Consider the following 20,794-nt stretch of genomic DNA (forward strand, 5'->3'; position numbering starts at 1 on the left):
GCCCATAGCGCGAGTGGAACCATGCACACCGACCTGTGGAATCACGCCCTGGCCCTGTACGCCAGGCCCGGCGTGGAAGCCGCCTGCCTTGAACTGCAGGCGCTGGGTGGCGATGTCTGTCTGCTGCTGTGCGCAACCTGGCTGCAGGCGCGTGGCGTGGCCGTGCGGGACGAACGCGTACAGGCATTGCGCGAGGTTACCGAGCCCTGGCAGCGCGAAGTGGTCAACCCATTACGTAGTTTGCGCCAACAGTGGCGAGCAGCAGCGCAAAGTGATGCGCAGCTGGCGGCGTTGCGTGAGCAGGTGAAGGGATTGGAATTACAGGCCGAGAAAACCTTGCTGGAACGCTTGCAGGAGCGTTCGCGACAATGGCCGGCAAGCGCCCATGAGCCCATGGACGACTGGCTGGCACGGCTGGCGCCAGACCAGGCCCGCCACCACGACGCGCTGGTTCGGTTGCGCGTCGCGGCGGCAGCGCTTCAGGACGCCGAAGACGGTGCCTGAGCCGGGGTGCTGGCAGGTGCCGATGGCGCTACCGAAGCTGCCGGGGTGGCCGAGTTGGTCGCGGCGGCCGGAGTGCTGGCGGCTGGCGTAGCCGGTTTGGCTTCGGCTGGCTTGCTGGCAACAGGCTTGGCAGCTGCTGGCTTGGCGGCGGGTTTGGCAGCCGTACGTGCTGGGGCCTTGGCGGCAGCTGGTTTCGCGGCCGGCTTGGCAGCAGCGGCTTTGGCTGGCGTTTTGGCCGCCGCTGGCTTGGCTGCAGGTTTAGCGGCTGCGGTGGCCTTGGCAGCCGGCTTGGCTGCAGGTTTGGCAGCAGCAGTGGCCTTGGCGGCTGGCTTGGCCGCAGGTTTGGCAGCAGCAGTGGCCTTGGCAGCCGGCTTGGCTGCAGGCTTGGCAGCAGCAGTGGCCTTGGCAGCCGGCTTGGCTGCAGGTTTGGCAGCAGCAGTGGCCTTGGCAGCCGGCTTGGCCGCAGGTTTGGCAGCAGCAGTGGCCTTGGCGGCTGGCTTGGCTGCAGGTTTGGCAGCAGCAGTGGCCTTGGCAGCCGGCTTGGCCGCAGGTTTGGCAGCAGCAGTGGCCTTGGCAGCCGGCTTGGCCGCAGGTTTGGCAGCAGCAGCGGCCTTGGCGGCCGGCTTGGCTGCAGGTTTGGCCGCAGCAGCCTTGGTGACGGGTTTGGCGGCTGCCGGTTTGGAGGTCTTGGCAGCACGCTGGTCAAGCGCCTTGGCTGCAGCTTCGCGAACCTTGCCTACACCTTGGGCCAGCTTGAGGCTGTCCTGGGCATCGCGCTTGAGTTGCTGGATATAAGAACGAGTCTGGGTTTGACGTTCCTTGAGGGAGTCGAGCAGTTCTTCAAGTTCGCCAATGACTTTTTGCGCCTTGGTCTGCGCCTTGGCTTTACCTGCCTTGGCCGCGTCTTGCAGTTTCAGGCGACCGTTGTGCAGTTTTTCCTGGGCCTTGCCACGCTGCTTTTCCAACTTGGCCAGCAGTTTTTCCGCATCAGCCAGCGCTTGCGAGCAGGCATCTTCCAAGTGTTCGAGCAAGCTGCCCGAAAGTTGCTGGAGCAGGTGTAACGGCGTGCTTACTGGCTTCTTTTTAGCCGACATGGTTTACCTCCTGGCTGACGAGATTGCGGCTCATACTATGCTTCTGCTGCTACCGCCGCTAGGGCATGTTGACAGTATTGTTTACGCCGCGTTGCATGCCTGGGCAAAGTTGTTATCTTGCAGCTCCGAGCAAGTGTAGTTGCTGAATAAATCATTGCTGATATTTGGCAGTTATCTGTATTGCACAGCCCCCTGTAGGAGCGGCCTTGTGTCGCGATGGGCTGCGAAGCAGCCCTGGACTTCAGCACCACCGCAGATATTGCCGGGGGCTGCTTTGCAGCCGTGTCGCGACACAAGGCCGCTCCTACAAGGACCGCGAGCACACAATACAAAACGGAACACTGGCATACTTCCCCGCTCATTGGCGCAGGAACTGACCATGCCTCGATATCTTGTTTTAGGTTTATGCCTGCTGGCACCCATCGCCCTGGCCGACAGCGAAGAACATGACCTCGCCTACAGCATCGGCGCCAGCCTGGGTGAGCGGCTGCGCCAGGATATACCGGGCCTGCAGTTGGATGCGCTGGTAGAAGGCCTGCGCCAGTCCTACCAGGGGCAACCGCTGAAACTCGACAAGGCACGCATGCAGGCTTTGCTCCAGCAGCAGGAAGCACAGGAAGGCGATGCCGCCATGCAGAAGCTGCAAGCTGCCGAAACACGCTTCCTGGCCAACGAGCGTGGTCGTTATGGCGTGCACGAACTACCGGAGGGCGTGCTCTACAGCGAACTGCAAGCAGGTACGGGCGCGCAGCCCAAAGCCGGTGGCAAGGTGCAGGTGCGCTATGTGGGCAGGCTGCCAGACGGCTCGGTGTTCGACCAGAACCAGACGCCCCAGTGGTTCAGCCTGGACTCAGTCATCGAAGGGTGGCAGGTGGCCTTGCCAAAGATGCACGCTGGCGCCAAATGGCGCCTGGTGATCCCGTCGGCGCTAGCGTATGGCGCCGAGGGTGCGGGCGACCTGATTGCACCCTACACCCCCTTGGTGTTCGAGATAGAACTGCTGGCGGTTGGCGACTGACGCCAACACTCACGCCGGTAATGCGCCTTCTTCCTTGTGCGCGTTGTGCAACACTTCGATCAGGCAGTCTTCCAGTTCGAAGCGCTCGTGCAGCAGGCCACCCAGCTTGCCCAGCTTTTCGGCAAAGCGCTCGGTGTCCTTGCACTCACCCTTGGCGCAATGGTCATTGAAGGCCAATGCGACCTGAGTACTGTCGTTGATCCGTGGGTTGATCTCTTCGGCCAGCTTCAGCGCCTTCTCGTCGCCGAAGGCCTTGGCCTCACTGACCAACTGCTCGCAGACTTCGAAATGCCACGCCGAAACGTAGTCAACGAGGAGCGCGCAAAAGTCCCCGTTCGTGTCCTTGTCGGCGAAGGCCGGCTTGGCATCGCGCAGCGCGCGGAAAGCCTGCACCAGTTCCTGGCGCTCCTCCAGCCAGCGGTCGATCAGTTTGTGAACCCCACCCCAGCGTTCCTGAGCGTTCTGACAACTATCGAGCATGGCAATCTCTTCCCTTCTGGGTAGATGCCGCTGCACCTCGCACCACGACCGTGCAGCACAAAGGTGACATCAGCAGGCGGCATCGAGCAGTTGTGTTTTCGGTATGCGTGCTGGGAGATTATTCCCGCGCGTGCTGCCCTTCAAGGTACGCAGCGGACAAAGTTCATACAAGTGTTTAATACCCTGTTACACGGCCATTGGTCGTGCCATTGGCGCAACCTTGCGCCAGGTCATGTTCTCGCCAGGGTGCGGAAACGATACGCCAGCAGGCAACTCAAGGGCAGCACCGCCAGCAGCAGGAAGGCCAGCAGGCTCCACTCGGGCAGGGTCAGGTCGAGAAAGCTCCAGGTGAGCGAGTTGCAATCCGGGCCGCCGAACAACAATTGGCGGGCCGCCTCGCCCCAGGATTGCTCGAACAGCCGCCCGAGCGGCACCGGGCAGACTGGAATGGCCCCGTCATCCCCTTGCAACCAGACATGCCGCGCTGCCAGCAGCGCCCCGGCCAGCGAACAGCCCAGCGTCGCCCGCGCGTAACAGCGAATGCCCGCCGTACCCGGTGCCTGCAGCACCGCCGCCAGGCACAGCAGCGCGTACAGGCCAAGCAGCAGGCGCTGGCTGAAACACAACGGGCAGGGCACCAGCCCGAGGACGCTTTCCAGGTGGAAGGACGCGGCCAGTACCGCCAGTGCAGCAAGGCAGGCAGGTAGGAAAAAGGTGCGCAAACGGGCCGGCAACATGGGCGGTGAAGGTCCCGGGATAATGAAGTGGCCTGAAACGGTAGAGGAAAGACGCGCTTTGTTTCAAGGCGCGACAGCAACGACAAGTCGCTGAATCACGAAGGAAATTTCCAACCGTGCAGTAGGAAACGTCTGAAGAAATGGACTGCAGATCTAACTTACATCGAGAGAAAAGTTACCCGTCCCCGGAGCCCGCGCCTTTGCGCGGGCCCTGGGGTAGGTCAGGCGCGTACGCCTTCGGGCAAAGGCAGGGCCAGCAGGCGCTCGTCCAGCAGGCCGAGGCCCTCCTGGAACAGCTGGTTGCTGCGCTCGGTCTCGCCAAGGCCGGCGAGCAGGCGCGCCAGCTCAGCACAGGCCTCGGGGTTGCGTTCCATGCGCAGGCTGCTTTCCAGATAGTCCCGCGCCTTGCCCCACAAGCGGTTCTGCAGGCTCAGACGGCCCAGGGTTAGCAGCAGGCTGGCATCTTGCGGGTGGGCCTTGAGCCAACCTTCGGCTGTTTGCAGCTGGCGCGCCGGGTCATCGCCGCGCACCAGGCCGTACAGGCGTGCCAGGTGGCTTTCGTATTCACGCTTGAGGGCGGTGCGAAGCACTTGTTCCGCTTCGCTCTGGGCGCCCACCTGACGCAATTGCTCGGCATAGGCCAGCACCAGTTGTGGCTCCTGGCGCTGGGCAGCAGTCAGTTGCTGCCAGGCGCGCTCCAGAGCCTGACGGGCGCTTTGCGCATCCTCGCCACGGGTGGTGGCCAGGCTCAGGTTCTGGCCCCAGGCACGTTGCTCCAGGGCAGCCAGCTCGGCGGCCGGCAGCACCTTGCCCTTGCGCAGGTCAGGCAGCAGGCGGATCAGGGCAGACCAGTCGCCGCGTTCCAGGTGCAGCCGCTGCAGTAGGCGCAGCACCTGGCCGTTGTGCGGGTGGCGCTCCTGCATGGCCAGCAGGGTTTCCAGCGCGCCGTCGCTTTCGCCACGGTCCATCTGCAATTGCGCATGGGTCAGGGCAATAGCCAGCTCCGCTTGCGGCTGGCGCTCCAGGGCACGTTCCAGCAGGTTGTCGCTGTCTTCGGTTCGGCCTTGCTCGTTGGCGGCACGCGCGGCACCGAGGTAATACAGCAACGGCTGGCGCTCGGCCTCGGCGGCACGGTGCAGATGGCGCTGGGCACTGGCCCAACGGCCCTCGGCGAGGTCCAGCTGGCCCTGCTCGATGGCCAGACGAACACGCCGGCTGCGATTACGCCGCGACCACGGGTTGACCACGCCACTGGAAGTCAGCACCAGGCCGACCAGGTAGCGCACCAGCCACAGCAACAGCACCACAACCAGCAAGCCGGCCAGGGCCGCCCACAGCCCCGACTGGTAGCGGAAGCTGCCATAGGAGATCAGCACGTAGCCGCTGTGCTTGGCGACCGCGATACCTAGCGCCGCGGCGACCACGATCGCCAGCACGGCCAGCAGGTAGACACGCTTCATGGCTTGCCCCCTTCAGCATCGGCCGGCAGGTGGCGGCGCTGGATATAGGCCTGCACTGCAGCCAGACTTTCGCTGAGGTCAGGGGTAACCACCGACACCGGCTGTTCGGCCAAGGCATTGAGGCTGTCAAGCATGGCCTTGCTTTGCGGGTTGTCGGCGTTGAAGTTGGCCAGCAGCACGCTGCGGGCGTCGTCCAGCGCCTGGGTGTAGACCTTGCTATCGCCATTGAGCGCTGCCCACTGGGCCTGTTCGATGGTCAGGCTCAGGGCCAGGCGCAGCTGGTTCAGTTGCTGCCCGGCCAGCAGCGGACGCACGTTGTCATCGGCGTTGAAGTCGATCTGGAAGTACTTGGAGATCTCGGCCCACCACTGGGACAGGCGACTGGCGCCGTCACCATCGGCGGTGAGCGCGCCCAGGGCATCGGCATTGGTGTCGAACTCCGGCGACTGGGCGCTGAGTTGCTGCACCAGCTCGCGCTGAGCGGCCAGTTTCAGGAACAGGCCAGTACGGTCCGGTTGCTGGGTGCTGTTGAGCGTGGCCAAGCTGCGCGCCAGTTGCTCACGGGCGGCGAAGGCACCCGGATCGCTCTGCTCGCGCAGGATCTCGTCCGCCCCCTCGACCAAGGCCTTGGCACTGGTGATGTCCTGCAGCGCAGACAGGCGCAGGGTGGCCAGGCGCAGCAGGTGCTCGGCCTCGGCCAGGCGCCATTCCTTGCGGCTTTCGCCCAGTACGGTTTCCAGGCGCTGGCTGAGGCGTTGCTGGTCGCCTTGCAACTGCGCCACCAGGCGGCGGCGGTCTTCCAGCTCGCTGGCCGCCGGCAGGCTGGCCAGCTGCGCGCTGATCTGCTGTTCACGCTGCTGCAGGGCCTCGGCGCGCTGGTTCAGCGCCTCGATGTGCTGGCCCTGGTTGAATTCGCTGCCTTGCAGTTGACGCACCTGCCAGACACCCCAGCCACCTACCGCCACCCCGGCCGCGCCCAACAGCAGGGCCAACGTTGCCAGGCCACTGCCGGAGCGCTTGGCAGGTGGGGTGGTGACGGGTTCCGCCGGCGCCTGTGCCGACGGCTGATCGTTATTGGACAAGACAGTCTCGCTCACGTATCCATCCTTTGCATGGGGGCGCATCGCGTTCAGCTTAGCGCCTTAAGAGGCAGGTGCAGCGCTGCGCTGCACGGCTGCCAGCAAGGCCGTGGCACTGGCGCCACGGCAATCCACAACCTGTTGGGCCCCGGCGGCCCTGGCCTGCTCGGCAACCCGAGGGCTTGGCACGAACAGCGGCAGACGCGCCAGCTGCGGCCAATCGGCGCCGGCCATCTGCTGCAAGTGTTCAAAACCCTGCCCACTGCTGACCACCAGGCCATTGAGGCGTTCCGCTTCGATGCGGCGCATCAGGGTGCCCGCTGGGTAAGCCGGCAGGCAGCGACGATACAGTTCCAGATAATCGACACTAGCACCTTGCTCTGCAAGACGCTCTGCCAGCAGTTCGCGACCTCCGACGCCACGAACGATCAAGATCCGCGGTGCCGGCACGGCAATTGCCTGGCGCAGGGCTGGCAGCGCCAGCAACGCTTCGCTGTCATCGCCACGCGGGGGGAAGCTCACCGCCAGGCCCGCACCCTGCAGCACGGCGGCAGTTGCCTCGCCCACAGTGAACCAGCCTTGCACGGGTGGCTGCAGGCCGGCCTTGGCCAGTCGCTCAAGCAACAAGCGGGCAGCCGGCTTGCTGACCACGATGATCGCCTGGAAGCCCTGCAGGCCTTCCAGCAACAGGCGTTGCTGGTTATCCACAACGACGGGCTCGATTGCCAGCAGCGGCAGGCAGCTGCTGTCTACCCCCGCCGCTGCCAGGCTTTGCGCCAGTGCCGCACAGTCCTCGGCAGGCCGGGTCAGCAACAGGCGCCACGAACTCACGGGTGGCCGGCCTCGCCGTAGACTTCCTTGAGGATGGCCTCGGCGCCCTGCCCCAGCAGGTCCTCGGCCACCTGCACGCCCAGGGTTTCGGCGGCAGTACGTGGGGCGCGGGCATCGGCCACCAGCAGGGTACCGCCGCTGGGCTGGCCGACCAGGCCACGCAGCCACAGCTGGTCACCTTCCAGCACCGCATAGCAGGCAATCGGTACCTGGCAGCCACCATTCAGGCGTTTGTTCAGGGCGCGCTCGGCCACCACCCGGTCGGCGGTATCGGCATGGTGCAGCGGCGCCAGCAGCGCGTGGATTTGCTGGTCGGCGCTGCGGCATTCGATGCCCACCGCGCCCTGGCCGCCAGCCGGCAGGCTGTCATCGACGCTGATGGTGGAGGTGATGCGGTCTTCGAAGCCCAGGCGGATCAAACCAGCGGCGGCGAGGATGATGGCGTCGTACTCACCGGCATCCAGCTTGGCCAGGCGGGTGTTGACGTTGCCGCGCAGGAAGCGGATCTGCAGGTCCGGGCGACGCGCCAGCAACTGGGCCTGGCGACGCAGGCTGGAGGTACCGACGATGCTGCCGGCAGGCAGCGCATCGAGGCTGTCAAAGGTATTGGAAACGAAGGCATCGCGCGGGTCTTCGCGCTCGCAGATGCAGTACAGGCCCAGGCCTTCGGGGAAGTCCATGGGCACGTCCTTCATCGAATGCACGGCGATGTCGGCTTCGTTGTCCAGCAGGGCGGTTTCCAGTTCCTTGACGAACAGGCCCTTGCCACCAATCTTTGCCAGCGGCGCGTCGAGCAGCTTGTCGCCACGGCTGACCATGGGCACCAGGGTCACCAGCAGACCGGGGTGGGCCTGCTCGAGGCGGGCTTTGACGTATTCGGCCTGCCACAGGGCCAAGGCACTTTTACGGGTGGCAATGCGGATTTCGCGAGTGGACATGGAACGCCCCGATCCAGAGAAATGCTGTCGATGATAACAGCATCGCCGGTATCGCTAGCAGATACGGATCAACAGGCCATGCGTGGTTTGCTGTGGGAGCGGCCTTGTGTCGCGAAAGGGCCGCACAGCGGCCCCAGGATTTCGGCAGTGATGCATGATTTGCTGGGGCCGCTTTACGGCCCTTTCGCGACACAAGGCCGCTCCCACAAGGCCCAAGCAAATCCACAGACTTGCGCAAAGGGCTCAGAGGGTTTGCATCATCTTGCGCACACCGGCCACATGGCGCCGGCTGACGGTCAGGGCGTCACCGTCCAGGCCTTTCAGGTATAGCTGGAAATGCCCCAGCGGCGTGCGCTGCAGGCGTTCGATACGCTCACGGGCGACCAGGGCATTGCGGTGGATACGCACGAAGCGTTCGCCAAACTCGTCTTCCAGGGCCTTGAGCGGCTCGTCGAGCAACACTTCCCCGGCCTCGTGGCGCAAGGTCACGTACTTGTGGTCGGCAATGAAGTAGATGACCTGGGGCAAAGGGATCAGCTCGATGCCTTTGCGCGTGCGGGCACTGATGTGGCTACGCGGGCCGCCGCCTTCGTTGGCCGGCCTGGTGAGCGCCGCCAACTGGGCGCGGTTGGGCTTTTCGGCCTTGCGCAGGGCATCGCGCAAGGCCTGGGCCTGGAAAGGTTTGGTCACATGGCTGAGGGTACTGTCCTTGAAAGCCTCGGCACCGTATTCATCGTCCCCGGTGCAAAACACCACCGCCGGAGGCGCCTCGCGCTCGCACAGGCGAGCAGCAACCTGCAGGCCATCCAGGCCTGGCATGCCGATGTCCAGCAGGACCACATCGGGCTTGAGGCTTTCGATCAGCGCCAAGGCCTCCTCGCCGTTGGTGGCGCTAGGCTCCAGCACGGTGTAACCCTCCAGTTCGCCGAGCAGCCGGCTAAGGCGCTCACGGCCTTGGGGTTCGTCATCAACGATCAGGACATTCATAATTGCGCTGGATTCCTGAATGAGTCTCGCACAGGTATAGCGTAGACAGGTATGGTTCGAGCGACACTAAGGTCACGCTCTAGACCGGTGCGAAGGCCAAAGATTCACTCGGCCGGCAGATTCACTGCCAGTCCTCTGTCCAACTGTAGACGGTCCGTGGAACACTGCCGTTCATTCCTGCAAATCCTTCTCTATCGTTTTCCGCGCATTTCTGTCGACCAGCGCCCTGCGGCGGCCGGCCCAAACCCTGCTATCATCGGCGCCACTTTTTCGTTCACGCCTGCAATGAGTGAATCCATGAGCACCGACAAGACCAATCAGTCCTGGGGCGGCCGCTTCAGTGAACCCGTCGACGCCTTCGTCGCCCGTTTCACCGCCTCGGTCGATTTCGACAAGCGCCTGTACCGCCACGACATCATGGGTTCGATCGCCCATGCCACCATGCTGGCGCAGGTCGGCGTGCTCAGCGATGCCGAGCGCGACACCATCATCGATGGCCTGAAGACCATCCAGGGCGAGATCGAAGCCGGCACCTTCGACTGGCGCGTCGATCTCGAAGACGTGCACATGAACATCGAGGCACGCCTGACCGACCGTATCGGCATCACCGGCAAGAAGCTGCACACCGGCCGTAGCCGCAACGACCAGGTGGCCACCGACATTCGCCTGTGGCTGCGCGACGAAATCGACCTGATCCTGGCCGAGATTACTCGCCTGCAGCAGGGCCTGCTGGAGCAGGCCGAGCGTGAAGCCGAAACCATCATGCCCGGCTTCACCCACCTGCAGACGGCACAGCCGGTCACCTTCGGCCATCACCTGCTGGCCTGGTTCGAAATGCTCAGCCGCGACTACGAGCGCCTGGTCGACTGCCGCAAGCGTGCTAACCGCATGCCCCTGGGCAGCGCCGCGCTGGCAGGCACGACCTACCCGATCGATCGCGAGCTCACCTGCAAGCTGCTGGGCTTCGAAGCCGTGGCCGGCAACTCGCTGGACGGCGTGTCGGACCGCGACTTCGCCATCGAATTCTGCGCCGCCGCCAGTGTGGCGATGATGCACCTGTCGCGCTTCTCCGAAGAGCTGGTGCTGTGGACCAGCGCGCAGTTCCAGTTCATCGACCTGCCAGACCGCTTCTGCACCGGCAGCTCGATCATGCCGCAGAAAAAGAACCCGGACGTGCCGGAACTGGTACGTGGCAAGAGCGGCCGTGTGTTTGGCGCCCTGACCGGCCTGCTGACCCTGATGAAAGGCCAGCCGCTGGCCTACAACAAGGACAACCAGGAAGACAAGGAACCGCTGTTCGACGCTGCCGACACCCTGCGCGACTCGCTGCGTGCCTTTGCCGACATGATCCCGGCAATCAAGCCCAAGCACGCCATCATGCGTGAAGCGGCCCTGCGCGGTTTCTCCACTGCCACCGACCTGGCCGACTACCTGGTACGCCGTGGCCTGCCGTTCCGTGACTGCCATGAGATCGTGGGTCACGCGGTGAAGTATGGCGTGGACACCGGCAAGGACCTGGCCGAAATGAGCCTGGACGAACTGCGCCAGTTTAGCGACCAGATCGAGCAGGACGTGTTTGCCGTGTTGACCCTGGAAGGCTCGGTGAATGCCCGTAACCACATTGGTGGTACCGCACCGGCGCAGGTGCGTGCGGCCGTCGCCCGCGGCAAGGCGCTGCTGGCTTCGCGTTAAGGCCCATTGCGAGGGCTTCGCCCTCGTTCGCGGGCACGCCCGCTCCCACAGGTACAGCGTTTCCCTGTGGGAGCGGGCGTGCCCGCGAATGCCCCAACACTATTCTCAGCGTTTACCGCTGCGAATCATCTCCATGAAGGCCGGCATCGCCGCCTCCTTGTCCGCCACGATCCGCGCCATGTGCGGGTTGTCACCCATCAGCTGCAGCAACGCCTTGGCCTGCGGGAAGTCCGCCAGGAAGTCGATGTTCAGCACCTTCTTGCCCACCGCGTAGGCCAGGTCGACCGAGAAGCAGAACATCAAGTCTGCCAGGGTCAGTTGCTCACCCGCCACATAGGGTGCGAAGCGGCCGTTACGCTTGAGCGTGGCAAAACCGGCCAGCAGGTCGGCACGGGCTTTTTCCTTTATCAGCGGCTCGACCTGCATACCAAAGAAAGACTCGGCATAGCAGGTACGCGCCGGCAGCTCGATGTAGAGCTCGATTTCCTTGAGCAGCTCACGCACCTTGGCCTGCCCGAACGGGTCGGCAGGTAGCAGCGCCTTGCCGCCCTGGGTCTGCTCGATATAGTCGAGAATCACACTGGTTTCGCTGAGGAAGCCGTGTTCGGTCTCCAGCACCGGCACCTTGCCTCGCGGGCTCACTTGCAGCGCCTGTGGCGCCTGGCCGCCATAGAAGATGACTTCTTCGAAGGGCAGGCCTTTTTCCAGCAGGGCCAGCTTGACCATGTTGTAGTAGTTGCTGACCGAGAATCCATGAAGCTTGAGCATGAGGTAACAGCCTCCAGGCCGTAAGGGGTTGGCCCGGCTTTTATAGACCGTACGACCGCCTCCTGACCAGCGTCATGCACCCTGTCAATGCCCGGGCATTGCCGCCACGGGCGTGGCACACTGTGCATCCCATCACAGGAGTACCGCCATGAGCGAGCCCACCGAAATCGACAATGACGACGACGAAGCCTTCGCCGAGGCAACGCTGACCCAGGCCATCGAGAACCAGATCGAAAGCGGCGACCCGGCGGCGGCGAAAGCCACGTTCAACAAACTGACCCTGGTCGGTTACGAGCGCGAAGACATTCTCAACCTGATGGCCCATGTACTGGCCTTCGAAATTGACAACATGCTGGTGGAAGACCGCGAGTTCGACCGCGAGTGGTACGAGAGCGCCCTGCGTGCGCTGCCCGAGCTGCCACCTGAGATGGATCAAGGCGAGGACGAATAACCCGGCTACACTCGAAGATCAGGCACCGTAGAACGGTGCCGTCATCCTTGTCTGGAAGTCAGGAGTCGCCATGCCTTTTACCCCCGATCTGATCGCTGAACTGGAAGTACTTTCGCTGTTCAAGCACGACAGCAGCCAGGAAGGCATCAAGATTCACAAGAACGCTTCCCCTGCCCTGGTAGCCGCCGCGCAACGCCTGCATGAAAAAGGGCTGACCGATCAACCTGATGGCGGCTATCTGACCAGCCTGGGTCATGACGCTGTCGAAAGTGTCCAGTTGCTGCAGAACATTCTCAAGGCGCCACAGCCGGCTTGAATGGCGGTCTTGCTCAAACTTTGAAACTCGCGCGGTCCCTGTGGGAGCGGCTTTAGCCGCGAACACCGGCGAAGCCGGTGCCATACACCGCGCCGCTTGCTTCGCGGGTAAACCCGCTCCTACAGGGGGCCGCGCCAGCCTGTCAGGCGATCAATTGGCCGCTGCCCTGCGCCTTTCCGCCAGGCGCGAGCGCCCGTACAAGAACACGATGGCCAGCAAGGCCACCGCCTGCGCTGACAGCGAGTAGGCGTCGGCGTGGATCCCCAGCCAGTCGAATTCGAAGAACGCCACTGGGCGCGTGCCCAGCACCCCTGCCTCTTGCAGCGCCTTCACGCCATGCCCGGCGAACACCACCGACAAAGCACATAGCAGCGCGGCGTTGATACTGAAGAACAGCGACAGCGGCAGCTTGGCCGAGCCACGCAGGATTACCCAGGCCAACCCCACCAGCAGCACCAGCGCCGTGGCGCCACCCGCCAGCACCGCCTGGTGCCCGGCTGGGCCGGCCTGCAGCCACAGGGTTTCGTAGAACAGGATCACTTCGAACAGTTCGCGGTAAACCGAGAAGAACGCCAGCACGGCAAAACCGAAACGTCCGCCACCACTGACCAGGCTGCTCTTGATGTAATCCTGCCAGGCGGCAGCATGGCGGCGGTCGTGCATCCACACGCCAAGCCACAGCACCATCACCGCGGCGAAAAGCGCCGTGCAGCCTTCCAGCAGCTCGCGCTGGGCGCCACCAACGTCGATCACGTAGGCTGCCAGCGCCCAAGTTGCGAAACCGGCCACCAGCGCCAGGCCCCAGCCGATATTGACGCTGCGCACCGCCGACTGCTGGCCGGTATTGCGCAGGAAAGCCAGGATCGCCGCCAGCACCAGAATCGCCTCCAGGCCTTCGCGCAGCAGGATCAGCAAGCCGGATACAAAGCTCAGCGACCAGCTCAGGCCATCGCTGCCCAGCAGTTTGGAAGCCTGCTCAAGCTTGGCCTTGGCTTCGCTCAGGCGTTGCTCGGCCTGGGCCACGGGCAAGCCGTCCTGCAGCGACTGACGGTAGGCCATCAGCGATTTTTCGGTGTCCTTGCGCGCTTGGGTGTCGATGTTGTCCAGCGAGCTTTCCACCAGCTCGAAGCCCTCCAGGTAGGCCGCCACTGACAGGTCATAGGCCTGGTCGTGATCACCTGCGCGGTAGGCCGCCAGGCTCTTGTCCAGAGTGCTGGCGGTGTATTCGAGCAATTGCGCCGGGCCACGCTTGACCTGCGGCGGCTGGGCGCGCTGGGCGCGGAACGCCTCCACGGCCGTGGCACCTTCGCTGGCGGCGACTTCGGCCGGGGTCTGGCGGGCCAGGTCGGCGATGTTCCAGGTCTTGTCGCCTTTGCCGGCTTCTGGCTTGGCGGTGAAGCTGGCGATGTAGGCAGCCACATCCCAACGCTGGCGGTCGTCCAGTTGGTCGGCAAACGAAGGCATCTCGGTGCCATCGATGCCCAGGGCCAGGGTGTTGTAGAGGTCGAACAGGCTCAACTGGTCGAGGCGCGAAACATCGCGCAGGTTGGCGGGTGCAGGCTCCAGGCCCACGCCGGCCGGGCCGTCGCCGGCGCCAGTTTCGCCGTGGCAGATCGAGCAGTTTTGCGCATACAGCGAAGCGCCACGGGCCGGGTCCGGGGTAATCACCGGAGCCTGACTGACCTCATAGGCTACCGCCAGGCGAGCACCCAGCTGGCGGGCCTGCCTGGCAACAGCCGGGCCGTCCTGGCGCTGGTCGATGGCCTGGCGCAGCGCCTGGACGCCCTGCTCCAGGGCTGCTTGTTCTGCATGCGCAGGCAGGCCTTTGACCAAGTCGGCCAATACCGCGCTGAACTCCTGCTGCTCGCGGTATTCACCATCGTCGATCACCTTGCCGTCTTGCACGGTGGGCGGGTAGTCGGCGCCAATGTAGTCCAGCAGGTGCAGGGCCTTGGTGGCCTCGGCGGGGGCTTCGGCCAGCGCCAGGGTGCTGCACAGCGCCAGCACCGGGCCGAGCAAAATAACCGGCAGCCAGGCAAGCAGACGGGAACGGGTTTTCATGGCCAGTCTCGAAGGGAATGCGAAAGAGAACATTGTTCACTCCCACTTTGCTTCACTCAAGGGTGCTGGGCGGATTTCATGAAAAATCTTGCTACAAATCAGATGAAGAGGGGGAATGCGCTGAACCTGTGGGAGATTCTGTCTTGTGTTGCCTGCCCACAGGTATTGCACATGGCTTGAGGGAGATGCGGTCGAGGTGGGAGCTGGTTTGCCGGCGATGGGCCGCATAGCGGCCCCGGGGTCTTTAGGGTTATTGAAGAACCTTGTTCATCCCCCGCTCCATATCATCGATCAAGGCCTTGGCCATCTCGCTTAGTATCCGCGCAGCGCTACCGGCAATGCGGTCGTTTTCCATTTCCGCTTCGGTGGTCAGGTGGCGAATACAGCCCAGCAGCACAGATAGCTGCGAGAAAGCATGGCTGAACGGCACATTTGGCTGCAGGCGGAACAAGTCGAAGGTTTCCACACCTGCGGTTGCAGAGTCTCTTGGATCATCGCTCATCGGGTCGCTCCTTGATCGTGGCGGGTTGCATGGGTGCGGTCGCACACGGCATTGATCAGACGGCAGAGCAATCGAATATTCATGCCCATGGCATTTCGCATGTCGCCGGGAGGGTTGTCGAGCAGGACTGTGGTGGTGTGGTCGATGGTCAGGGTGATGGCGCTGATCAGCTCTTCGCAGTCTTTGGGGGTGAGTGGATCGATTAGTGAGAGTGCGGGAGGGTCGAGCAGAAGCAGATCGGTAACTGGTGGATCGGGGACGAGCTTGTTCATGGCGGAACTCCGTATGGGGGATTGAACTGCTCTCCTCCTTGTCTCACGAAGTTGGGTGGCAGTCGTGCACGGTGTGAGACACGGGACATACGGTAACCCCGGCCAGGCCGAAGCCTGTCCGCACACGACCGCCATAAAGCGGTGCTACCGAATGAAATCCGGGTGTCTCACGCCCGATCGCCTTGCGAGGCGACCCCACGACAGTATTCCGGGAACACTTTCCAGCCAAGACAGCACCTTCCGACAGGTGCTGTAGGATAATTCGACAGAGCATCCAAACTGAAGCATTTGGATTCAGGTTCGGAAATGTCTTACAGCTCTAGGGCCTAGGCGAGGGCTTTGCCCTCGATCGCCGGCAAGCCAGCTCCCACAGGTGAACCACAGGCCTCGAAAGCAGCGCAGTACATGTGGGAGCGAGCGCGCCCGCGAAGAATCCAACGCGGTGCATGGCACCGGCTGCGCCGGTGTTCGCGGGCACGCCCGCTCCCACAGGGTCCCCGCTAAATCAGTAAGTTATGTGCAGCTCTATGGGAGCCGGCTTGCCGGCGTTTGGGCCTCAAGGCTTGGCGGTATCCTTCCAGCCCCCACCCAACGCCAGGAACACGCCAATCTGCCCCAACGCCACCTGGCTATTGGCCGCTGCCAACTGCGCACGCATATCGGTATAAGTCCGCGTCGCCTGCAAATCCGCCAGGAACGATTCACGCCCCGCCTGGTAATACCGGTGCGTCTGGTCCGCCGCTTCCTTGGCCGACTTCTCCGCCTCGGCCAGCGCGTCACGCCGGTCCAGCAGGGCGCTGTACTGCGCCAGGCGGGTCTGGGTCTCGCGAATGGCGTTCAGCACTACCCCATCAAAATTCGCCAGGGCTGCCTGGGTCGAGGCTTCGGCCATGCGAATGCGGGCACGGGTGCCATTGGTGGGGATGGTCCAGCTGATCTGCGGGCCAAAGCCCCAGCGGTTGGTCGCCGGCTCGCCAAGGTTCTCGAGGATACCAATGGTGCCAACCTGGGCGCCGATGCTGATGTCCGGGTACAGGGCGCCGGTGGCCACGCCGATGTAGGCAGTGGCAGCGGCCAGCTGCCGTTCGGCCTGACGCACGTCGGGACGGCGCTTGAGCAACGCCGCGCCATCGCCCACCGGCACCAGCTGGTTCAGGTGCGGCAGCTCGGCACAATCGGCAGTGCCGGCAGGCAGCTGGTCGACCGGTTTTGCCAACAAGGCAGCCAGTGTGTACATGCCGGTCTCGCGCTCCGCCTTGAAGCGTGGCAGCTCGGCACGCAGGGATTTGAACTGGGTCTGCGAGCGGGTGACCTGGGTTTCGTCGCCACGCCCGGCATCACGCAGGCGCTGGTTGAGCTTCACGCTCTGCTCCTGCAGGTCGAGCGACTCGCGGGCAATGTGGTATTCCTCGTTGGCCGAGCACACTTGGGTATAGGCCTTGACCACGTCCGCCACCAGGGTGATGCGGGCAGTATCGGCGGCGGCCTGCACTGCGTCGGCATTGGCCTTGGCCGCCTCGGTGCCACGCTTGAAAGTACCCCACAGGTCGAACTGGTACGACGCACTGATGATGGCTTCGCCGATGTTGGCCACCGGCACTTTCTCTGGCAGCAGGAAGGCCTCGCCCGATTCCTGCAGGCGCTGGGCGCCAAGTTTGACGCCGCCGTTGAAGCCACCTTGCGACTCAGCCACTTCGACCTGGGCGCGCGCCTTGGCAATGTTGGCGGCAGCCACGCGCAGGTCGGTGTTGGCACTCAGGGCCTGGCGCACCAGCTCGTTCAGCCGTTGATCCTGATACAGCTGCCACCAGTCCTCAGGCACCGGTGCCGATACCACGCTGTCGGCATCCTGGCGCAGCGGGCCGTTGAGCTCGCTGCGTTGCACCGCCGCGTCCTTCGGCACCTCATAGTCGGGGCCGACCATCATGCAGGCCCCCAACGACAGGCACAGCCCCGCCAGGATCAGCTGTTTCATGGGCGCTGGCCCTCGATGATCGACACCGTGGCGGTTCGCCCGGCAATCATGCGGAAGTCTTGCGGCACTTCATCAAAGGCGATGCGCACCGGAATACGCTGGGCCAGGCGCACCCAGCTGAATGCCGGGTTGACGTTGGGCAACAGGTTGGCACCACTGCTGCGGTCGCGGTCTTCGATGCCGGCGGCAAAGCTTTGCACATGGCCACGCAGGCGGGTGTTGTCGCCCATGACGCGAATGTCCACGGCATCGCCGATGTGGATACCGCCAAGCTTGGTTTCCTCGAAGTAGCCATCGACGTGGTACGAGGCGCTGTCGACCACCGACAGCACCGGGCGGCCGGCGGTGACGAATTCGTGATTACGCGGTGCTCGGTCGTTCAGGTAACCGTCCACCGGGCTGCGCACCACCGAGCGGTCGAGGTTGAGCTGGGCGGTATCGACGGCCACCTGTGCTTCGCTGACGGCCGAACGGGCACGGGCCTCGCGGGACTGGCTTTCTTCCACCTGTTCGGCGGCCACCAGATTGCCAAGCTTGCGGTTGCGCTGCGCTTCGCGGGTGGCCTGGGCCAGGGTTTCCTGGCGTTCACCCAGGGTCGCCTTGGCTTGGCGCAGGGCCAGGGTGAAGCGGTCCTGATCGATGGTGAACAGCACATCCCCGCGCTTGACGGTCTGGTTGTCACGCACCTCGACCTTCTGGATCAGCCCGGATACGTCCGGAGCAATCTGGATCACGTCGGCGCGGATGTGACCGTCGCGGGTCCAGGGGGCGAACATGTAGTACACCACCATCTGCCACACGAGCACGGCGGCGAAGGTCACTACCAGCAAGGTCAGGACCACGCGGCCCAAGGTCAGCAAAGGTTTTTTCATGGCAGCATCAGGTTTCGGCAAAAGTGGTCCACCGCACCAAGCAGCACGGCATACAGGGCAACGTTGAACAACGCCCGATGCCAGACCAGGCGGTAGAAATGCAGGCGCACCAGCACCGCGTGCACCCCGAGGAACAGCAGGTAGGTGCCAAACATCATCACCAGCAGCGTGGGCAGGAATACCCCGCTGATATCCAGTTCACCAATCACAGGGGTGCTCCGTCGAGGCCGGGGGGCAGTTGCGGTTGTTCGGCTGGCTCGAGCATCACCTCCACGCCCGGCAGCAGTGCCAGGCGCAGGCCGCTCAGTGCGTGCAGCAGGTGGGTGCGGGCATCGCCGCGCTCGTACAGCTCATCCAGGTTCAGCGCCAGGCGCGCGCGCTCCATGTTGCGCAGCAGCGCGGCCGGGGCGTGCAGGCGCTCGCCGGCGCGCAGGCAGGCAGCGTAGTGCGCGCCGACTTCCTCGACTACCGTGTTCAGCCGCTCACGAGCCTGCTGCCCGGCACGCGGCATGTAGGCCAGCAGGTCGAGCAGGTTCAACCCCACCCGCAGGTCGCGCAGTGCCACGCCGCTGTCCTGCCCGGTTTGCGACAAGCGCGGCAGGTGCTGCATCAGGCGGTCGAGCATCTGCACACCGACCTGGCGGTGCTCGGCCAGGGTGGCCGGCTCGGTCATTTCAACGATGTCGCGCCAGGCGAAGCGGGTCATGCGCTTTGCCGCCAGCTCCACGCCGAACGGGCGCATCACCAAGGTCCAGATGAAGGCGAACAGCAGCCCCACGGGGCCGGCGAGGTTGGAATTGAGGAAAGTGAAGAAGTCAGCATCGTAGGCGCCCTGGATGCTGATGAAGGTCGAGGTGTTGACGATGGTCAGCAAGGTACCCAGGTAGAAACGCGGCTGCACGGTCAGGGTGCCAACGCAGATGAACGGCACGGCAAAGGCCAGCACCAGCATCGGGAAATCGTGCAGGTTGGGCAGTACCAGGAACAGGTAAAGGCTGGAGAAGATGACCGACATCAGCGTCCAGAAGAAGAACCTGTAGATCTGCGGCGCCGGGTCGTCCATGGCGGCGAAGAAGCTGCACGACACGGCGGCGAGGATCACTGCGCTGGCGCCGTCGTTCCAGCCCAGGCCGATCCACAGGCCGCAGGCGACAACGATCGCCAGTACGGTTGAGGCCACCGAATACAGCATCAGGCCACGGTCGAAGAACGCCGTCAGGCGGCCCAGGCGCCAGTGGCGGTACACCGCGCGCCAGGGTTTGGAATCGTCGCTGCGCAGGGCATGTTGCAGGCTGCAGCAGTCCTGCCACAGGTCGGCCCATTCGGTCAGGCGGTACAGAGCGTTGGACAGTAGCAATTCGGCGCGCTGGTCGAGGGCAGCGGCGCCCTGCTGCAGGCGCTCGATCTGTTCGTGCAGGGCGGTCCAGCGGGCGACCGAGGCGCTGTCAACGGTGCCCTTGAGCCATTCGCGGGCGGCATCGAGCAACGGTTGCAACTGGGCGAACTGTGCCGGGGCGCGGCCTTCGAGGGCGACCAGGGCGTCGTCGAGGGCATCGATCACGGGCAGCAGGTGGATCATGCGCCCGCGCAACTCGCGGGCATTCTTCAGGGTGTGCGGACCGGCGCCTTCATGGCCGAGCTGGCCGATCATCAGCTCCAGCGAGTTGAAGGTGGCAACCATCGCCCCGCGCATGCCGCCAACCTGGTCTGCGCTGGCTTGGCGGGCCAGGTAGGTGTCGCTGTAGCGGATCGCTTCGGTGAACCAGCTACCAGTGGCACCGACTACAACTGGCGCCAGCCGCCGTGGCCAGAAGATCGCCCCGACCACCGCCGCACAGACGATCCCCAGGCAGATTTCCTGGGCGCGGGAAGACGCCACGTCGAACACAGCAAGCGGGTTGTCGACCACCGCCAGGGCAATCATCGGCAAGGTGTAGCCGGCCAGCATCAGCACATAGTTGTTGGCGGTGCGCAGGTTCAGCGAAAGGAACAGCAAGGTGCCGGTCCACAGGGCGATGGCGATGCTCAGCAGCAACGGCGACTGCACCAGCGGTGGTACCAGGAAAATCGCCCCGCCGGCACCGAGCAGCGTGCCCACGGCACGGTACAGGGCCTTGGAGCTGGTGGGGCCAAGGAACGGGCTGGAGACGATGTACACCGTGGCCATGGCCCAATAGGGGCGCGGCAACTGCATGAGCAGGGCGATGTACAGGGCCATCATGGAGGCGGCAAAGGTACGCACGCCATAGAACCAGTCGCGGGCCGGGGGCACCGAGCTGAAAAAACCGTTCATGCTGCCCCGCCTGTGTTGCCCAGGCCGGCGGCTTCGAAGGCACGCAGCACGCGCAACGCGGCTTCCAGGTCGGCCTGGTCGATGCCATGCAGCACCTCGCGGCGCAGGCGCACCAGCTCGGCTTCGATGGACTCGACCAGGGTGCGGCCTTCGGCGGTCAGGCTCAGGGCCTTGGCGCGGCGGTCCAACGGGTCTTCGCTGCGACATACCAGGCCAGCCTTGCACAGCTGGTCGAGCAGGCGCACCAGCGAGGGGCTTTCCAGGCCGGCGGCCTGGGCCACAGCCACCTGATGTACGCCGTCACCCAGGCGCACGATCATCAGCAAAGGCGCGGCGCAGGCCTCGGAAATGCCGTAACCGGTCAGGGCGGTATGGCAGATGCGCCGCCAATGGCGGGCGGCAACCACCATGCCACTGCTGACTTGCAGGCGCAGGAGATCAAGGGACATGACAGGAACCAAGGA

Annotated in this window: 22 protein-coding genes; 5 read left to right on the forward strand and 17 right to left on the reverse strand. The window is 64.2% G+C overall.

Features of this window, described 5'->3' with window-relative positions; genetic code table 11:
- Nucleotides 1-21 precede the first annotated feature (21 nt).
- Entirely contained in the window at nt 22-504 is a 483-nt protein-coding gene (locus QN085_RS24790; RefSeq protein WP_038408527.1) for a TIGR02444 family protein, read from the forward strand.
- Here QN085_RS24790 and QN085_RS24795 read toward each other — a convergent pair.
- Entirely contained in the window at nt 480-1,598 is a 1,119-nt protein-coding gene (locus QN085_RS24795; protein WP_041506339.1) for an AlgP family protein, read from the reverse strand. The genes QN085_RS24790 and QN085_RS24795 overlap by 25 nt on opposite strands.
- A gap of 379 nt (nt 1,599-1,977) precedes the next feature.
- On the opposite strand from QN085_RS24795, the gene QN085_RS24800 reads away from it, so the two are divergent.
- Nucleotides 1,978-2,616, forward strand: a complete 639-nt coding sequence (locus QN085_RS24800) for an FKBP-type peptidyl-prolyl cis-trans isomerase (RefSeq protein WP_023662698.1) — start codon at nt 1,978-1,980, stop codon at nt 2,614-2,616.
- 9 nt (nt 2,617-2,625) lie between these two features.
- Here the strand turns inward: QN085_RS24800 and QN085_RS24805 are convergent, their stop codons facing one another.
- The 7 genes from QN085_RS24805 to QN085_RS24835 all read right to left on the reverse strand — a co-directional run bounded on the left by QN085_RS24805 (nt 2,626) and on the right by QN085_RS24835 (nt 9,128).
- Entirely contained in the window at nt 2,626-3,096 is a 471-nt protein-coding gene (locus tag QN085_RS24805; protein WP_023662697.1) for an Rsd/AlgQ family anti-sigma factor, read from the reverse strand.
- A 230-nt stretch (nt 3,097-3,326) separates the two neighbouring features.
- Nucleotides 3,327-3,833 (reverse strand): disulfide bond formation protein B, encoded by a 507-nt coding sequence (locus tag QN085_RS24810; protein WP_038408525.1) that lies wholly within the window; start codon nt 3,831-3,833, stop codon nt 3,327-3,329.
- Nucleotides 3,834-4,054: 221 nt separating this feature from the next.
- A complete protein-coding gene (locus QN085_RS24815; protein WP_015268543.1) occupies nt 4,055-5,293 on the reverse strand; it encodes a heme biosynthesis protein HemY in 1,239 nt (412 codons plus the stop codon).
- Nucleotides 5,290-6,390, reverse strand: a complete 1,101-nt coding sequence (locus QN085_RS24820; RefSeq protein ID WP_041506338.1) for a uroporphyrinogen-III C-methyltransferase — start codon at nt 6,388-6,390, stop codon at nt 5,290-5,292. Before QN085_RS24820 ends, QN085_RS24815 begins: the two co-directional genes overlap by 4 nt.
- 45 nt (nt 6,391-6,435) lie before the next feature.
- On the reverse strand, nt 6,436-7,203 hold the full coding sequence (locus tag QN085_RS24825) for a uroporphyrinogen-III synthase (protein WP_023663115.1): 768 nt from the start codon (nt 7,201-7,203) through the stop codon (nt 6,436-6,438).
- Nucleotides 7,200-8,141 (reverse strand): hydroxymethylbilane synthase, encoded by a 942-nt coding sequence (hemC, locus tag QN085_RS24830; protein ID WP_025337275.1) that lies wholly within the window; start codon nt 8,139-8,141, stop codon nt 7,200-7,202. Before hemC ends, QN085_RS24825 begins: the two co-directional genes overlap by 4 nt.
- 243 nt (nt 8,142-8,384) lie before the next feature.
- On the reverse strand, nt 8,385-9,128 hold the full coding sequence (locus QN085_RS24835) for a LytR/AlgR family response regulator transcription factor (protein ID WP_015268539.1): 744 nt from the start codon (nt 9,126-9,128) through the stop codon (nt 8,385-8,387).
- Nucleotides 9,129-9,425: 297 nt separating this feature from the next.
- On the opposite strand from QN085_RS24835, the gene argH reads away from it, so the two are divergent.
- On the forward strand, nt 9,426-10,820 hold the full coding sequence (gene argH / locus QN085_RS24840) for an argininosuccinate lyase (protein WP_025337274.1): 1,395 nt from the start codon (nt 9,426-9,428) through the stop codon (nt 10,818-10,820).
- 105 nt (nt 10,821-10,925) lie between these two features.
- On the opposite strand, the gene QN085_RS24845 is transcribed toward argH, so the two are convergent.
- Nucleotides 10,926-11,588 (reverse strand): glutathione S-transferase, encoded by a 663-nt coding sequence (locus QN085_RS24845; protein ID WP_023661319.1) that lies wholly within the window; start codon nt 11,586-11,588, stop codon nt 10,926-10,928.
- Nucleotides 11,589-11,736: 148 nt separating this feature from the next.
- On the opposite strand from QN085_RS24845, the gene QN085_RS24850 reads away from it, so the two are divergent.
- Together QN085_RS24850 and QN085_RS24855 are read left to right on the forward strand one after the other, a co-directional pair.
- Nucleotides 11,737-12,039: a hypothetical protein gene (locus tag QN085_RS24850; protein ID WP_023661318.1), complete on the forward strand. Its 303-nt coding sequence runs from the start codon at nt 11,737-11,739 to the stop codon at nt 12,037-12,039.
- Between the two features lie 70 nt (nt 12,040-12,109).
- Nucleotides 12,110-12,355, forward strand: coding sequence for a TIGR02647 family protein (locus QN085_RS24855; RefSeq protein ID WP_015268535.1), 246 nt, complete (start codon nt 12,110-12,112; stop codon nt 12,353-12,355).
- A 150-nt stretch (nt 12,356-12,505) separates the two neighbouring features.
- Here QN085_RS24855 and QN085_RS24860 read toward each other — a convergent pair whose 3' ends face one another.
- The 8 genes from QN085_RS24860 to QN085_RS24895 form a co-directional block, all read right to left on the reverse strand.
- On the reverse strand, nt 12,506-14,449 hold the full coding sequence (locus tag QN085_RS24860) for an FTR1 family protein (RefSeq protein WP_041506337.1): 1,944 nt from the start codon (nt 14,447-14,449) through the stop codon (nt 12,506-12,508).
- A 217-nt stretch (nt 14,450-14,666) separates the two neighbouring features.
- Nucleotides 14,667-14,918, reverse strand: a complete 252-nt coding sequence (locus QN085_RS24865) for a DUF3077 domain-containing protein (protein WP_023662451.1) — start codon at nt 14,916-14,918, stop codon at nt 14,667-14,669.
- Nucleotides 14,915-15,190, reverse strand: coding sequence for a hypothetical protein (locus QN085_RS24870; RefSeq protein ID WP_023662452.1), 276 nt, complete (start codon nt 15,188-15,190; stop codon nt 14,915-14,917). Before QN085_RS24870 ends, QN085_RS24865 begins: the two co-directional genes overlap by 4 nt.
- Nucleotides 15,191-15,746: 556 nt before the next feature.
- Entirely contained in the window at nt 15,747-17,165 is a 1,419-nt protein-coding gene (locus tag QN085_RS24875) for an efflux transporter outer membrane subunit (protein WP_041506336.1), read from the reverse strand.
- Complete coding sequence (locus tag QN085_RS24880; protein ID WP_023662453.1) at nt 17,162-18,037, reverse strand: efflux RND transporter periplasmic adaptor subunit; 876 nt, start codon at nt 18,035-18,037, stop codon at nt 17,162-17,164. Before QN085_RS24880 ends, QN085_RS24875 begins: the two co-directional genes overlap by 4 nt.
- Nucleotides 18,034-18,246 (reverse strand): DUF1656 domain-containing protein, encoded by a 213-nt coding sequence (locus QN085_RS24885; RefSeq protein WP_003255905.1) that lies wholly within the window; start codon nt 18,244-18,246, stop codon nt 18,034-18,036. The genes QN085_RS24880 and QN085_RS24885 overlap by 4 nt, the downstream gene beginning before the upstream one ends.
- Nucleotides 18,243-20,330: an FUSC family protein gene (locus tag QN085_RS24890; protein WP_041506335.1), complete on the reverse strand. Its 2,088-nt coding sequence runs from the start codon at nt 20,328-20,330 to the stop codon at nt 18,243-18,245. Before QN085_RS24890 ends, QN085_RS24885 begins: the two co-directional genes overlap by 4 nt.
- Nucleotides 20,327-20,779 (reverse strand): MarR family winged helix-turn-helix transcriptional regulator, encoded by a 453-nt coding sequence (locus QN085_RS24895; protein ID WP_023661407.1) that lies wholly within the window; start codon nt 20,777-20,779, stop codon nt 20,327-20,329. The genes QN085_RS24890 and QN085_RS24895 overlap by 4 nt, the downstream gene beginning before the upstream one ends.
- Nucleotides 20,780-20,794 lie beyond the last annotated feature (15 nt).

Source organism: Pseudomonas sp. M2(2023) (assembly GCF_030263955.1).
In the GTDB taxonomy this organism is placed as follows: domain Bacteria; phylum Pseudomonadota; class Gammaproteobacteria; order Pseudomonadales; family Pseudomonadaceae; genus Aquipseudomonas; species Aquipseudomonas asiatica.

Excerpts from the sequence above, each read along its gene's own strand:
- QN085_RS24790 (WP_038408527.1), top strand. The coding sequence starts at position 22 with ATGCACACCGACCTGTGGAATCACGCCCTGGCCCTGTACGCCAGGCCC.
- QN085_RS24795 (WP_041506339.1), bottom strand. The coding sequence starts at position 1,598 with ATGTCGGCTAAAAAGAAGCCAGTAAGCACGCCGTTACACCTGCTCCAG.
- QN085_RS24800 (WP_023662698.1), top strand. The coding sequence starts at position 1,978 with ATGCCTCGATATCTTGTTTTAGGTTTATGCCTGCTGGCACCCATCGCC.
- QN085_RS24805 (WP_023662697.1), bottom strand. The coding sequence starts at position 3,096 with ATGCTCGATAGTTGTCAGAACGCTCAGGAACGCTGGGGTGGGGTTCAC.
- QN085_RS24810 (WP_038408525.1), bottom strand. The coding sequence starts at position 3,833 with ATGTTGCCGGCCCGTTTGCGCACCTTTTTCCTACCTGCCTGCCTTGCT.
- QN085_RS24815 (WP_015268543.1), bottom strand. The coding sequence starts at position 5,293 with ATGAAGCGTGTCTACCTGCTGGCCGTGCTGGCGATCGTGGTCGCCGCG.
- hemC (WP_025337275.1), bottom strand. The coding sequence starts at position 8,141 with ATGTCCACTCGCGAAATCCGCATTGCCACCCGTAAAAGTGCCTTGGCC.
- QN085_RS24835 (WP_015268539.1), bottom strand. The coding sequence starts at position 9,128 with ATGAATGTCCTGATCGTTGATGACGAACCCCAAGGCCGTGAGCGCCTT.
- argH (WP_025337274.1), top strand. The coding sequence starts at position 9,426 with ATGAGCACCGACAAGACCAATCAGTCCTGGGGCGGCCGCTTCAGTGAA.
- QN085_RS24845 (WP_023661319.1), bottom strand. The coding sequence starts at position 11,588 with ATGCTCAAGCTTCATGGATTCTCGGTCAGCAACTACTACAACATGGTC.
- QN085_RS24850 (WP_023661318.1), top strand. The coding sequence starts at position 11,737 with ATGAGCGAGCCCACCGAAATCGACAATGACGACGACGAAGCCTTCGCC.
- QN085_RS24855 (WP_015268535.1), top strand. The coding sequence starts at position 12,110 with ATGCCTTTTACCCCCGATCTGATCGCTGAACTGGAAGTACTTTCGCTG.
- QN085_RS24860 (WP_041506337.1), bottom strand. The coding sequence starts at position 14,449 with ATGTTCTCTTTCGCATTCCCTTCGAGACTGGCCATGAAAACCCGTTCC.
- QN085_RS24865 (WP_023662451.1), bottom strand. The coding sequence starts at position 14,918 with ATGAGCGATGATCCAAGAGACTCTGCAACCGCAGGTGTGGAAACCTTC.
- QN085_RS24870 (WP_023662452.1), bottom strand. The coding sequence starts at position 15,190 with ATGAACAAGCTCGTCCCCGATCCACCAGTTACCGATCTGCTTCTGCTC.
- QN085_RS24875 (WP_041506336.1), bottom strand. The coding sequence starts at position 17,165 with ATGAAACAGCTGATCCTGGCGGGGCTGTGCCTGTCGTTGGGGGCCTGC.
- QN085_RS24880 (WP_023662453.1), bottom strand. The coding sequence starts at position 18,037 with ATGAAAAAACCTTTGCTGACCTTGGGCCGCGTGGTCCTGACCTTGCTG.
- QN085_RS24890 (WP_041506335.1), bottom strand. The coding sequence starts at position 20,330 with ATGAACGGTTTTTTCAGCTCGGTGCCCCCGGCCCGCGACTGGTTCTAT.
- QN085_RS24895 (WP_023661407.1), bottom strand. The coding sequence starts at position 20,779 with ATGTCCCTTGATCTCCTGCGCCTGCAAGTCAGCAGTGGCATGGTGGTT.